This is a genomic window from Candidatus Hydrogenedentota bacterium (assembly GCA_035450225.1).
Taxonomy (GTDB): domain Bacteria; phylum Hydrogenedentota; class Hydrogenedentia; order Hydrogenedentales; family SLHB01; genus DSVR01.
In genome coordinates, this window is the sequence record DAOTMJ010000010.1 from 39,920 (window position 1) to 52,967 (window position 13,048).

Annotated in this window: 12 protein-coding genes; 8 read left to right on the forward strand and 4 right to left on the reverse strand. The window is 60.7% G+C overall.

Annotated features, from left to right (window positions below; genetic code table 11):
• The first annotated feature begins 105 nt into the window (after nucleotides 1–105).
• Entirely contained in the window at nucleotides 106–663 is a 558-nt protein-coding gene (locus tag P5540_07880; protein ID HRT64734.1) for a hypothetical protein, read from the forward strand.
• A gap of 174 nt (nucleotides 664–837) precedes the next feature.
• Here P5540_07880 and P5540_07885 read toward each other — a convergent pair whose 3' ends face one another.
• Entirely contained in the window at nucleotides 838–1,779 is a 942-nt protein-coding gene (locus P5540_07885) for a tyrosine-type recombinase/integrase (GenBank protein HRT64735.1), read from the reverse strand.
• Nucleotides 1,763–2,134, reverse strand: a complete 372-nt coding sequence (locus P5540_07890) for a hypothetical protein (protein ID HRT64736.1) — start codon at nucleotides 2,132–2,134, stop codon at nucleotides 1,763–1,765. The genes P5540_07885 and P5540_07890 overlap by 17 nt, the downstream gene beginning before the upstream one ends.
• A 155-nt stretch (nucleotides 2,135–2,289) precedes the next feature.
• Between P5540_07890 and P5540_07895 the strand changes: the two genes are divergently transcribed.
• Genes P5540_07895 through P5540_07905 form a run of 3 tightly spaced genes read left to right on the forward strand, consistent with a single transcriptional unit; the run spans nucleotide 2,290 to nucleotide 4,369 of the window.
• A complete protein-coding gene (locus P5540_07895; protein ID HRT64737.1) occupies nucleotides 2,290–2,568 on the forward strand; it encodes a hypothetical protein in 279 nt (92 codons plus the stop codon).
• On the forward strand, nucleotides 2,565–2,843 hold the full coding sequence (locus P5540_07900) for a hypothetical protein (protein ID HRT64738.1): 279 nt from the start codon (nucleotides 2,565–2,567) through the stop codon (nucleotides 2,841–2,843). Before P5540_07895 ends, P5540_07900 begins: the two co-directional genes overlap by 4 nt.
• Nucleotides 2,843–4,369: a terminase family protein gene (locus tag P5540_07905; protein ID HRT64739.1), complete on the forward strand. Its 1,527-nt coding sequence runs from the start codon at nucleotides 2,843–2,845 to the stop codon at nucleotides 4,367–4,369. Before P5540_07900 ends, P5540_07905 begins: the two co-directional genes overlap by 1 nt.
• Before the next feature lie 30 nt (nucleotides 4,370–4,399).
• Here P5540_07905 and P5540_07910 read toward each other — a convergent pair whose 3' ends face one another.
• Entirely contained in the window at nucleotides 4,400–4,807 is a 408-nt protein-coding gene (locus P5540_07910) for a hypothetical protein (GenBank protein ID HRT64740.1), read from the reverse strand.
• Nucleotides 4,786–5,859 carry an AAA family ATPase gene (locus tag P5540_07915; protein HRT64741.1) on the reverse strand — a complete coding sequence of 358 codons (1,074 nt, stop codon included), beginning with the start codon at nucleotides 5,857–5,859 and terminating at the stop codon, nucleotides 4,786–4,788. Before P5540_07915 ends, P5540_07910 begins: the two co-directional genes overlap by 22 nt.
• A 207-nt stretch (nucleotides 5,860–6,066) precedes the next feature.
• On the opposite strand from P5540_07915, the gene P5540_07920 reads away from it, so the two are divergent.
• The 4 genes from P5540_07920 to P5540_07935 are packed head-to-tail and all read left to right on the forward strand — an operon-like array spanning nucleotide 6,067 to nucleotide 12,957.
• Complete coding sequence (locus P5540_07920) at nucleotides 6,067–7,578, forward strand: hypothetical protein (protein ID HRT64742.1); 1,512 nt, start codon at nucleotides 6,067–6,069, stop codon at nucleotides 7,576–7,578.
• The gene (locus P5540_07925) at nucleotides 7,578–12,128 is read left to right on the forward strand and encodes a minor capsid protein (GenBank protein HRT64743.1); all 4,551 of its coding nucleotides are present in this window, start codon (nucleotides 7,578–7,580) and stop codon (nucleotides 12,126–12,128) included. The genes P5540_07920 and P5540_07925 overlap by 1 nt, the downstream gene beginning before the upstream one ends.
• A complete protein-coding gene (locus P5540_07930; GenBank protein HRT64744.1) occupies nucleotides 12,125–12,610 on the forward strand; it encodes a hypothetical protein in 486 nt (161 codons plus the stop codon). Before P5540_07925 ends, P5540_07930 begins: the two co-directional genes overlap by 4 nt.
• Nucleotides 12,607–12,957, forward strand: a complete 351-nt coding sequence (locus tag P5540_07935) for a hypothetical protein (protein HRT64745.1) — start codon at nucleotides 12,607–12,609, stop codon at nucleotides 12,955–12,957. The genes P5540_07930 and P5540_07935 overlap by 4 nt, the downstream gene beginning before the upstream one ends.
• Nucleotides 12,958–13,048: the final 91 nt, after the last annotated feature.

The following is a 13,048-nucleotide window of genomic DNA, read 5'->3' on the forward strand; positions in this document are numbered from 1 at the left end:
CGGTATGTAACCCGTAGTGAATGATTATGGCTGTTTTCGTCTCCCGCCCCGGAAAACAAGTCTGGGGAGCTACTTACACCAACAATGGCAATGAATCGACGCGATATGGAAGAGCTGGACCGCTGGCAGAGGAACGAGGGCAAGACGGCGCCCCCCAAGAAACGAATGGGGCCGCCCGACGGCAATCTCAATCCGATGAAGCACGGAATCTTCGCGAACAAGTGCCTCAACGCCGAGGAGCGCGAGTCCTTCGATGAGCTGATCGAGCGGCTCTACCAGGACTTCGAGTTCAACAAGTCCAGCGACTTCCTGCAACTCGAACTCGTGGCCATCTACTCGGTGAAGCTGATGCGCGCCCAGGTGGAAGGGAACGTGGACGCCGCCCAGAAGCTGGACATGATGATCCGCGCGCACATGAAGGATCTCAAGGCCACGAAGATCGCCCGCGAGGGTGACCAGCCCCGGGGACCGCAGACGACGCCGGCGGATTGGGCGACGGAACTCCTGGAGAAGACCGGCGCCAAGTCAGGCGCCAAGCCAGGCGCCAAGGCGGCGAAGACGGATCGCCCGTGGAAAAACGCGAAAAAGAGTTCGGATAACACCGGGCTGCCCGATTCGGAAGACCCCGCAAACAGCGGCGATTCGGAGACGGACGATGCGTGAGAGGTCAGATAAGACGTGTTCGAGGAAATCTCTCCTGAGCATTCCTTCCCGCCGTTGCTTGGTGGTTTGTGTTCTTCGGCGGGGACTGTGAGGACTGTCATGGTGACTGTCACGAATGCTTGCTTGCGAAGAGAGATGCGCTCCACGAAGGAGCGCGGGAATGCGGGCCGGGACTCAGAGGCGTTCGAGCGCCTCTTCGAGCCGGCCGTCAACGAGGTGGGTGTAAATCTCGGTCGTCGCGATGTCGCGGTGGCCGAGGGCGCGCTGGACCACGAGCAGGTCCGAGGTCGCGTCGTAAAGGTGGGTCGCGAAGGTGTGGCGCAGGCCGTGCGGCGAGAGCCGCTTGCCGATGCCCGCGCGCACCAACCAGTCATCGAGGCGGCGGGCCACTTGGCGCGGCGTGATGCGCGTGCCGCGGTTGGACAGGAACAAGCCGCGCTCCTCGGCGGATGTCAGACGCCGCCGCTCGTTGAGCCAGGCGCGCAGCAATGAACGGAGGTCGGTCTTGAGAAACTTTACTTGGCAGATGTTTCCCTTGGCGCGGACACGCAGGTGTTTCGCGTCAAGGTCCACGTCGTCCAGGTCGAGGCCGACCAGTTCGCCGAGCCGGATGCCCGTGCCGAGCAGCACTTCGAAGATGACACGGTCGCGCCGGTCCGCCGGGGCGTTGTGCCCCCGGAGTTCCTTGAGCAGCTTTCGCTTCTCCGCCTGGGTCAGAAAGCTCGGTGGCTTGCGCGGCAACCGTTTGAGGCGGAGACTGCGCGCCGGGTTCTCGGCCACGAGGCCATTGTCTCTGGCCCAAGCGAAGAATGCCTTGACCGCCGCCTTCAGCCGGTGCAGCGAGGCCGCGGACCGTTGGCCCCGGGCGGTGTTCACAATGGCCGGGGCCGCGAGCGCCTGGTCGAGCAGGCCGGGCGTCACGTCCGCGATGGTGAGCACGGGCCGCAACGATTCGAGCGTCTCGAAGACCCGGGCGAGGTCGCGCTGGTACGCGCTGACGGTGTGCTTCGAGCGGCTGTCCACCGTGAGCTTCGTCAGGAACGCTTCGAGGTGGTCCGCCAGCCTTGTGCGCCGGGGCGCGAGCGGAATGATGGCCGCGTTACTGCTGGCCGTCATCGTCCTGCTCCTTCACCCGGCTGTGGCCCATGGGCGTGTCCTTGGGCAGCGGCAGGTCGGCGAGCTGGCCGGTGTCCTTCGCCCACACGAGGAACATGCGGAAGACGCGGACCGTCTTGTCCAGCGTGGGCTTGGCGCGTTCCCGGCCCGTGGGCAGCTTGAGGAGCGTATCGGACTTGAAGAACTTGCCGACCTGTGGCGTGCGGATGCTGCTCATCTTCTTGTCCCCGCCGAAGAAGGCCTCGACGATTTCCAGATCCTTGCGGTACGTATACAGCGTCCGCTCCTTCTTGCCCTGTTCGCGGAGATGGCCGAGGAAGGCTTCGGCGGCTTCGTGGATGGTGTGCTCTGGCATGGTGGGATTCCTTTCTCTCATTTGGTTTCCGGTTGCTTGCCACGGGCGGCTTCGCCCGCGGCATACACATACACGCTTGGTTCCCGGGGCAAAGTCAAGAGCTTCCGGGAGAAACATCGGTGCGGCCTTCGGGCCGCGAAACAGGAGGTATGAACGTGCGAAGACTATTGGAAGGAATGATCGTTGTTGCTGCGGCGGCCCTGGCGGGCTGTGCGACGACGCAACCGCCGGAGCGCATCCAGAGCGCCATCGCCACGATGAACCGGCACATGCCGGAGTATGTCGAGGAGGCCAACGCGGCGCTGGAGGCCAGCGGCCATCCTGATACCGAGCGGCTCACGGGCATGGGCACCCGGCTGCGCGACGGCCTGGCCACGCTCGACCGGTGGGCGCAGGGCGAAGCGGAAGGCGAGGCGGAAGGAGAAACGGAATGAAAGAAATCCTTCGCGAACATGAAGCTGCCGTGCGCCAAGCCGGGCAGGCCTTGGCCGAGATCGGAAAGGAACTCGCCTCGGGCCATATCGAGGCAGCCTTGGCGCAGCTCGCGGCCACGCCGCAGAAGTACCCTGAGTGGGATGAGCTTGACCAAGCCACGGCGGATATCGCGGCCGTGATACGCGACCGCGAGGGCATGCTGGCGGTCCAACAGATCCTGGGCGACCTCGCGGGAACAATCATCAACGGCGCGTTGCGGGCCGCTCAGATCTGATGGCGTCTCTCTCGGCACAGGAAAAGCGCCTTGCGGAAACGCTGGCGAGTCCCCTGCGGTGGGGCCAGGCATACCTTGCGAACCGGGATGGCTCGCCGAGGGAGTACTGGCCCCACCAGCGGGAGGACCTTCTGTGTCCGGGCCGGAACATTATCCACCTCGACGGCCGGGCGGTTGGAAAGACCATAAACCTGACGACACAGGTACTGCACTTCGCCTTCATCACGCGCGGCGGGCAGGGACTCATCGCCGCGCCGCATCAGGGACATCTTGACACGGTTATCGAGGAAATCGAGTTCCAGCTTGACCACAACGATGACCTGATGAACAGCGTCGCGATCACGAAGTACGGCAAGCCGAAGATTCACCGGAAGCCGTACTTCCGGCTGGAGTTCACCAACGGCAGCATCCTGTACTTCCGGCCGGCGGGCGCGTATGGGGATGCGTTCCGGTCGTTGCACGTGGACCGTATCTGGGTGGATGAGGCGGCCTGGCTTTCCGAGAAGGCGTGGAAGGCGTTGCGGCAATGCCTCAATCCAGAAGGGACGCTGCGCATCTATTCGACGCCGAACGGTCTGCGCAACACCACCTATTACCGGCTGACGCTTTCCGAGCAGTTCACGGTGTTCCGGTGGCCGTCCTGGCTGAACCCTCTCTGGAACGATGAACGAGAGGCAGAGTTACTCGAATTCTACGGCGGGCGCGACACCTCGGGCTGGCAGCACGAAGTCGCGGGCGAACACGGCAAGCCATCGTATGGCGCATTCAATGTGGAGCAGTTCAACCTTTGCCGGCAGGACATTCTCGAATACCGGAAGATAGTCATCACCGATTCCGAACTGCGCGACTGCGCGGACGAGGAGACGGCCCATGACCGGCTGGAGATGTTGCTGAACCTCACGCCGCAGACCGGCGTGTTCTGGATCGGCGGCGACCTCGGCTATACCAATGATCCGACGGAACTCGTGGTCTTCCATGAGATCGAGGCCGGTGAACGCAAAGTATTGCGGCTGGTGCTGCGCCTGCATCTGGAGCACGTGGCGTACCCGCACATCGCACAGACACTCGCGCTGCTGGAGCGGTACTACACGCCGATGGGCATGGGCGTGGACAACGGCGGCAATGGCCTGGCCGTGGTGCAGGAACTACTGACGCTCGACAAGTACAAGGAGCTTGGGCTGGAAGGACGGCTCAAGGGCTACGACTTCGGCGGCATGACCCGGCTGGCCGTGCGGGATGGCCGCGAGGTGAAGAAGCGCACCAAGGAACTCATGACCAGCCTCATCAACGGTGCGTTGCAACGAAAGCAGCTAGTCCTGCCCGCCGAGGATACGGACATCGAGGACCAATTCACGACGCATACGTACACCCTGCGCGACGGTAAGGTCGTCTACTCGAAGGGCAACGACCACGTCATCGACGCTGTCCGTTGTGCCCTGCTGATCCGGGAAGAGGAAAGCCTCGACCAAAGCGACGATGAGGTTGTCTCGCTCAAGCCTGTTCTCACGGACCCGGTGTTTATCTGAGTCCGGGCTCACCAGCAGGAACACTGGGTATCATTCTATAGATTCTCTTCCGATGAAAGCGGAACCTCTTGAAAGGCGAGAACGCAGGCAATCGGTAATATATTCAGCCAACTTCTCGGGTTCTTTCCATTTTGAAGTCCGCCGAGTGGAATCGAGGTCCTGGGTGCGAATTAGAGCATGCAGATCTGTGACCGACTGCTCACGCAGCCAAAGGCGGAAATCTGTTTCACTACGACTCTTCCACTCCGCGTAAATGTCGGGTAGTTGCGCGTGATCCTGTTTTTTCGAGCACTTTCGCCCAGAGACAACTTTTCTTTCGGGCAGATTGCAAAGAAGTCCCTCTATTTTCGCCTCGAAATCGGGGTTTCGTGAGGCTTCATCAGCGATCACCTCTACCAAACCACAAAGAAGCTTTATTAGTGCCTTTTCTTTTCGCATAATTGCCTTATCTCCTGAGTGACTCCATGCAGAGATTCGTATGCGTTGCCATACTTGCCTTTGAATGTGCGGATATCAGCATCGACATCGGCACCACGAGCAACGGCAACAGTTTGCGGAATCGTGTTAGTGAATAACGGGGGCTGAGGCAAAACACCTTCCTCACCAAATCGGCCCAGTCTTCTGTTCTCAAGATCATCGATCACCCGCCGATGAAGGTTATTTGCTTGTACCTTTGTCGCAATAATACCAAGCGCCTGAATTGGATGATCTGTGTCTTGGGAGAAGCGAGCAACATTGTCAACAATCTGATAAATGCCCCATGTTGAGACAATGTCCGGAATCGTTGGCACAATGTAGCCCGTTGAGATTCTTAACCCGTTCTTGGTGACGGTACCCAGGCTTGGAGGACAATCGATGATAATGTAGTCGTATCTGTCGATAACCGGTTGAAGAGCAACGCGAAGTATTTCAAGTGGATTTACCGTGAAATTGCCAGACAACGCAATCATAGGAATGCGATCCTGAAGGTCGATAAGTCGTATACTCGATGGTAGTAGATCAAGGCGCGCTATACCGTCATTGATTGTGGACACGCGTCGCGCGATGGCTTCCTCAATGTTGAACCTCTGAGGAGCCTGCGGATTGAGACGATCTTCGAACAACTGAGCTATGGTGCGCCCATCCCTATCCATTTCCGCCCACTTTTCTTCAGAGATTAGCGTGACAGTCGCATTTGTCTGCGGGTCAAGGTCTATCAAGAGAACGTGCTTGCGGTCTTCTTGAGCAAGCATTTCTGCGACAGCCACGGCAGTTGTAGTTTTTCCGACCCCGCCCTTGAGATTGATGAAACTCAAGACATGAGCATTCTCCCCCTTGAACTCTCTAACCCATGCTTCGATTGGCTCCCTATTCCAAACGGGGCCACTTTGTAGGTCTTGGACCGGACGCGGAAAGTGATCGTAGCGCATCCGCCAATTACTGACCGCTTGCTTTGTGACACCAGCCAGTTCAGCAATTTCCGCTACTCCGAGAAGGGTATCTGCTGACATTGAAGCACTCCTTTTCTGTTGACAAACACAACTATACACCAGGAATGTGTACTTTGTCAACAAGATGATTGTTTTGTGTCAACATTCTTTCCCTCGCCTATCAGACAGTTGACGGTGTTTTCCGGTAAGTAACCCATAGGCCCTCCGCACGTTCGGCCGTTTTGCGGCGCGTGTGGGCCTGTGTCGCCCTTTACCGGAGGAGACCGCATGGAAACCCGACAAAACCCAGAAACGCCCGAACCGGGCCTTTCCGCCGCTGGCGTGGTGGACGCACCGCTGGCGACGGCGGCGGCGCTGGATTCGACCACCTTTGCCGGTCTCAACCCCAACGAGGCGATCCCGGCGACCTGGGAAGATCGGGCGCGGAAGGCGTGGGAATACTACCTCGAAGAGCCGCTGGTGAAGAACTGCGTGAACTCGTGGCGCACCTTCGCCGTGGGTGACGAAATCAAGCTCACCTCGGACGACAAGACCTTGAAGGACGAGGCCGTCGAAGCGGCTTGGCGGCTACGCATATCGCGATTCGTGAAGGACATGGTCCTCCAGTTGCTCGTGAAGGGCGACGCCGTCGGCTTCAAACGCTACGCCGAGTCGGGCCGGGACATCGAGGAACTCGTCTGCGTCAATCCCGTCTCGGTGAAGGTGAAGTACGCCCAGGGCGACCTTGTCGAGGTCCGCCAGTTCGCCGAGGACAAGTCCGCCGGGGACGAGGGCGTGGACCTGCCGGTCGAGCAGGTGATACATCTCAAGTGGGACGCGCCCGCCTTTTCACCACGCGGCAACTCGCTTGTGTTGCCCGCATTCCAATCCATCGAACTGCTCCGGGACTACCGCCGCGCCGAACAAGCAATCGCCAAACGCTGGACCACGCCTTTCCGCCTGCTCAAGGTGGGCGGCGCCTTCGGCCAGAAAATGGTCATGCCCGACCAGCGCATGCTCGAACAGGTCCGCGACATGGTCAACAAGATGGACCTCAAGAGCGGCCTCGTCGTCCCCTTCTATGTCACCGTCGAAACCCACGGCACCGAGGGCCAAGTGCTCAAGGTCGAGGACAAGGTGAAGGAGGTGAAGGAAGACATCGTCGTTGCGCTCGGCCTGTCCCGCTCACTCGTGACGGGCGACGGCCCCAACTTCGCGACGGCCTCCGTGAGCATGCAGAAGATGATGGTCATGATCCGGGAGATCAAGCAGGCGGCGCGCGCATTGCTCGACTGGGTCTTCGACGACTGGATGGAACTGCACGGCCACGGGGACAAAACCCTGCAGTATCTGTTCAATGACCTCGACCCCAGCGACGCCGTGGATATGAAGCGGTTGCTGCTGGACCTCTACGACCGGAAGCTCATCAGCCGGTCCAGCCTACAACTGAAGATGGACCTCGACCCGGAAATCGAAACCTCGAACCGGGCCACCGAGGGGAAAACCATCGACCTGTTCGACGAAAAGCTGGTCAAGCCCATTGTGGACATGGTGATGGCGGGCATCTTGAGCGTCGAGCGGGCGCAGGAGATGCTGGGGCTACCCAAGGACGCGCACATCGGCTCGCCGGCGACGGAGGCTTCACTTCTCGGGGCGGAACTCTCCACAACCGCGTCCGGCGCGATATGCGATGAGTGCTCCCATTTCGACGGCGATATGAACCGCTGCCGGGTCCATGATACCGACCGGGCCTTTGATGCGCCCGCGTGCCGCTTTCTGGACCGGCGTGAGGCGCACTGATGCCGACCCTGGCCGAACGCATCCGCGCGGCCACGGAGCGAAGTCTCACGGCGCGCGACCGGTACACCGCGCAAGTCACGTTGCAACTCACGCAGGCGATCAAACAGGCGGAAAGCGAGGTAAAGGCGAGTCTCGGCCAATATGGTGCGCCCGCTTCGCTGCCGGACAACAAGCTGGCCGCGCTGAAAGGCTTGGAGAAGCTCCAGGCGGAAATTGGGGAGAGCCTCGGACGGCTGAAGCGCGAGCAGACCCTCGTTTGGCGGCGCGGCACGAAGGAAGCCTTTCGCTTGGGCATAGGGCGGGGTATCGGTGAACTGACCGACGCGGCACTTCCTTTCTATAAAGACCTCACGCCCGGCGGTCTCGACAAGCTCGCCACGAAGTGCTTCACCATCGTGGACACGAACGCCCTCGATTTCCTCGCGCAGTACAACCTGACGCTCGCGGGCGACATTCATCGCGAGCTGGCCGACGGCATCAAGCGCACGCTGCTGACCGGCATCGCCACGGGCAAGGGCGCGGGCGACATCGTGCGCGACCTCGGCGTGGTCATCGAGGACAAAGACTCCTTCCGCCAAGCCGGGACGCGGGTCTTCAGCAAGGCCCAGTACCGGATGGAAATGATCGCCCGGACGGAGGTCCTGCGCGCGCACAACATGGGGCGGCTCAAGTTCCACGAACGCGCGGGCGTGCAGCGGCTCGAATGGCTGTGCATGGAGGACGAACGGTCCTGTCCCGTGTGCAACGGCCTCGACGGCAAGGTCTTTCCCATCGACAAGTTTCCCCAGCAACCCGCGCATCCCCATTGCCGCTGCACGAACACCATCGCAAAGCCGCTGGCCATCTGCGGCTCGGACCTGTCCGCGAAGGCCGCAGCGAATGACGCCCAAGGCGATGCGTGCATCCTGCCGCCACATGTGCTCGAAGGCATGGCCGACGCGCAGGCTCAGGAGAACGCGGCGCTCAAGAAGGCCTTCGAGAGCGGCGAGATCGGGGAACTGGAACAGCTCACATCAAAGCAATTGCAGACGCTCGCCAAGGAGAATGGTGTCTCGGTCGCGCGCACCAAGGCCGACTTCATCAAGTTGCTGGACCAGGCCGAACCGGGCATTGACCACAGCGACCTTGCGGGCGAGGCGCTCAAGGCCAAGCTCAAACAACACCAAATCGGGTTGCTCCGGACGAAATCGGAACTCGCCGAACTGCTCGCGCAGAAACAGGCCGCGTTGCTGCAGGCCAAGGTCATTGCCAAGGAGCAGGCGGCCCTCGCGCCCCTGCCGGACCTGGAAAACCTTACCGCCGCGCAACTCAAGGAAATGGCCAAGCAACAGGGTATCTCGCTCAACATGACCAAGGAGGACACCATCGCCCTTCTGGACAAACTCGAACCGGGCAAGGACCACGCGGGCCTCATGGGGCAGGAACTCGCGGCGGCCAAGGCGAAATACGGCATCGGCGTGCTGAAGAACAAGCAGCAACTCGTCGAGGCGCTGCAGAAGAAGGCGGGCCAGCAGATGGCCCAGCAGGTCCAGCAACAGGCCCAACAGGCGGCAGTGACAAAGGCCAAGGATCTTGCGCAGGCATCGGTCGAGAAAGTCGTAGTGCCCGCGGAACCGGCGCAGTTCAAGGGGTTCCTGGTGCAGGTGAAGGAAGCGGAGCAGGCGCTCGCGGGCAGTGGATTGGTGTCCGCAGACGAGATGAAGCCGCTGGCGGAATCCCTCGCCCTAAAGAAGAAGCTGTTCCATGACCAGATCGCCGGGATGAAAGCGGGCGACCTGAAGAAACTGGCCAAGGATGGCAAGGTCAAGAACTGGCAATGGGGCAGCAAGGACGACTTCATCACCCTGTTCACCGAGACCGACGAGGCCAAGGTCGCGGCGATCCACGCCAAACTCGAGGGTGGCTACACGGCGCATCAGGAGAAATATGGAAAGAAGAGTGGCAAGTCCGCGATGCCGAGCGCGACGTTGCCACCCCAAAAACCGCCGGTCGCGCCTCCCGCCGCACCAACCGTTGCGCCGTCCACCGCGCCATTCGCCAAGAAAGGCGTTGAATTCGAGGCGGCGGACGATGCGTGGACAAAGAAGAAGCAAGCGGGTGGTTTCAAGCTGGAAGGGAAAGCGCAGGTCGAGGGCGCCCACGAGAAGGAATTCTGGGTGGACGAGAACGGCGGCCGCTGGCTGTTCAAACCGGTGGCCGCGCGGGATGAATTCGTCGCTCATGGCGAGGAATCCGCGTATCTCATCGGACGGCTTATCGATCCCGACGCCGTCGAAGTCCGAACCATTCGGCTCAACGGGCGCATGGGTTCGATACAGCGTTGGCGGACGGACCTGCGGGAGGATTTCGATTTCCGGAACACGCTGCCAGAGAACCTCACCACGCTCGAACTGGAGCAGATTCAGCGGGAACATGTCGTCGATTGGCTGGTTTCCAACCACGATGGGCACGCCAAACAGTTCATTCGCGGCAAGGACGGCCACGTCTACGGCATCGACAAAGGGCAGGCATTCAAGTTTCTGGGCAAGGACAGCCTGTCCATCGACTATCACCCGAACCGGGCCTGCGGCGAGCAGGAACCCTATTACAACACGGTATTTCGCGCCGCGAAGGCCGGAAAGGTCCGGTTCGACCCCGCCGTTACGCTGCGGCATATCCAGGAAGTCGAGAAGATCTCCGATGACGCCTATCTGGCTATGTTGCGGCCCTATGCCGAAGGGCGCTTCGGAGGCGATCAGGCCGGCCTGAAACACTTCTATGACCAGGCCCTTGCCCGGAAACACAACCTGCGGCGGGATTTCGAGGGGTTCTACGGCGATATTCTCGGCGACAAGGAGTTCTCTTTCCAGCGCATGGCCGCGCCCGCGGGGAAAATCAAGCGCATCAGCGCCGGGCAGGAACGCATTCTTCAGGAGGCCGAGGCGCTGGGCTGGCAGGGCAAGACGCTGCCCATCGATTTCGACGACATAGAGGACCAGAACGCGCTCGTGTTCACCGAGACCTATCAGGGCAAGAAACGGACCGTCATGAAGTTCAAGCTGCGGCCGGAAGCGGACGCGCGGATGTTGGCCGGGCTGCACAAGGGCGACCTGAGCGGCGCGCCGCAGCGGATCGGCAAAGCGCTAGATGAAGATGCCTTCTACGATGACATTCTCGCGGCGGTGAAAACCGTCAACCATCATCAGCAAGATGGCCAGTACAACATGACCAGTCTGGAAAAGGCCCTGAAACACCGGTCGGCTCTGGAAGCCTTGATCAAGCATGACGATGCCGAAGTACGTGACATGGCCAAGGGCTATCTCGCATGGTTGGGCGAGGCGGAGAAGGCCCGGCAGGAACGGCGGGGTATTCAGGGTAACCTGACGCAATACCTGCGCAAGAAGGAACCGCCGCGCAAGACATCACAGGCCGCCTTTACCGTCCAGCGTGGCGGCGTGGAAAACACCCTTCGCACCCTCGACAAGGGCGCTATCACCGTACAGGACGACGCGGCGTCGAATACGGACATGTTCCGGGGCCGCCGCATGAAGAAGGGTGATCAGTACACGGCATCTTTTCCCGATGGCACGCGGGTGCGTTACCGCCCGTGGAACAACGACAACCTCTATGCGCAGCGGGGCGAGATCGAGATTACCCTTCCGCGGCATGGCTCGCCGGACGATGTGGTCGACGCATTGGCGCGACTCGAGGAACTGGGCGTCAACACCGCCGAGGCATTGCCCGAGCATACCGAGTGGATGTACCTCCGGAAGATGGCCTACGTGACGAAGGAAGACGGCGGCGATGCATACAAGAAGGTGTTGAAGGGCCTCGAAGACCGGGACGCGTCGGTGACCGAGCGGGTGCAGACGCTACGCGATTACTGGCAGCAGCGGCTCGGCGTGCGCGATCTCGCAACCATGCCCGGCTATAACCCCCACGGTGAATACCAACTCGGGTTCCTCGACCGGAAACTCGAGGGCGGGTACCGGCATCAGTACCGCTTTGACCTGAGCGACGCCGACCTGGAACGGGAAATGAAGGGGCACGCGCTCTTTCATAAGCTGACGGACGGCGCGCGCATGAACACCTTCATCGAAACGGCGCTGGAGAACAACGGGGCCATGGTGAGCACCGTCGAGAAGATGCGCATCGGCATTCCGCCGGGGGGCATGTCACCGGAGGCGGACATGGACACTGGCGGCGCCAGCTATTTCTTCACGCGCATCAAGAAATTGCCCGCGCGCGGCAAGCCTACGAACCGGGGGCTGTATTTCAAGAAGCGGCTGCTGCGCCGGATGGACGCGGTCAGCTATGACCACGACGCCTTTGGCCGCGTAACCGACGACTATGTCCGGAACCGGCGCGGAAGCACCCCGAGCGAGTGGCGCGAATTCGCGGGTTCCTCCAACAACGAGACGATCTTCAAGTACTCGGTCACGTTGTTGGACAACGTCGAGTACATCGTCACGGAGAACACGGCCGAGCGGGATAGCGTATTGAAGAGCTTCGCCAAACGCGGCATCACCGCATTGCCCGATGGGCGCAAGATAGAGGAGGTCGTCCTGTGAAGGAGTTCATCGACGAGGAGAAGGCCCGAATACAGGGGTTATTGCGGCTCTTCAATGAGCGGGGCAGCCGCATGGAGGTCTTCGGCGAGGATGGGAAGCGACTCTTTGGCGAACTCGTGGACAGCTTCACCGTCACGAGGATCGCTCCTCATTTCGACGCGCAGGGCAAACATACGCGTTCGGACTTCTGGTTGCTCTGGAAATCCGTGGGCTACAACAACGGCTGGCAGTACGCACACACGGTCAAGATCGTCCAAGTGACCGTCCGCGATACCCTCGAAAACTGCTGGTTGATCGTCGATCTCACAGATGACCGAGGACGGCGCTTTCATGTCGAGCTTATCGAACCCATTTCCGAGCCGGATTACGCCCGTGACTGGCGCGACTGGGTGAAGTACAAGGCCGCAAATGCCGGGATGTTCGACCGTATTGACGCGGAGCTACTCGAGGAACACCTGCAAATCGCGGAGGAATGGGCATGAAATATCGCTATATGGTCGATTGCGTGCTGCGCCACGACGAGAATAACCGCCCCTGGTACGAGCCTGTTGGCGTCTGGGTCCAGGGTCCCGGTCCGGGGCTCGATATCGAGATGTTCTATATCGATAGCAGGAACCCCGCCGTCCTTGCTCGCAAAGACGAAGCGAACTGGGTCCTCAACCGCCTTGTCGAGGCCGATGTCACCAGCCTGCCTGACGATTTTCTCGAATACCACCGCCAGACGCGGTCGCCCTACAATGGCGCCTTCTTGGACGTCGCAACATTGGAGTCTCCAAGTCTGGAATCCTGCGCCTCATCCATCCTCCGAGGCTTTTCCCCCAAGAAGTAATTCCATGACCCGACAGTTTCCGCCTTCTTCCGGTAAGTAACCCATAGCGGGGTTGCGGTCCGCCGTGGACCGTGTCCCGCCACATACCGGG

Coding starts and splice junctions, on each gene's coding strand:
- P5540_07880 (HRT64734.1), top strand. CDS start 106: ATGGAAGAGCTGGACCGCTGGCAGAGGAACGAGGGCAAGACGGCGCCC.
- P5540_07885 (HRT64735.1), bottom strand. CDS start 1,779: ATGACGGCCAGCAGTAACGCGGCCATCATTCCGCTCGCGCCCCGGCGC.
- P5540_07890 (HRT64736.1), bottom strand. CDS start 2,134: ATGCCAGAGCACACCATCCACGAAGCCGCCGAAGCCTTCCTCGGCCAT.
- P5540_07900 (HRT64738.1), top strand. CDS start 2,565: ATGAAAGAAATCCTTCGCGAACATGAAGCTGCCGTGCGCCAAGCCGGG.
- P5540_07905 (HRT64739.1), top strand. CDS start 2,843: ATGGCGTCTCTCTCGGCACAGGAAAAGCGCCTTGCGGAAACGCTGGCG.
- P5540_07910 (HRT64740.1), bottom strand. CDS start 4,807: ATGCGAAAAGAAAAGGCACTAATAAAGCTTCTTTGTGGTTTGGTAGAG.
- P5540_07915 (HRT64741.1), bottom strand. CDS start 5,859: ATGTCAGCAGATACCCTTCTCGGAGTAGCGGAAATTGCTGAACTGGCT.
- P5540_07920 (HRT64742.1), top strand. CDS start 6,067: ATGGAAACCCGACAAAACCCAGAAACGCCCGAACCGGGCCTTTCCGCC.
- P5540_07925 (HRT64743.1), top strand. CDS start 7,578: ATGCCGACCCTGGCCGAACGCATCCGCGCGGCCACGGAGCGAAGTCTC.
- P5540_07935 (HRT64745.1), top strand. CDS start 12,607: ATGAAATATCGCTATATGGTCGATTGCGTGCTGCGCCACGACGAGAAT.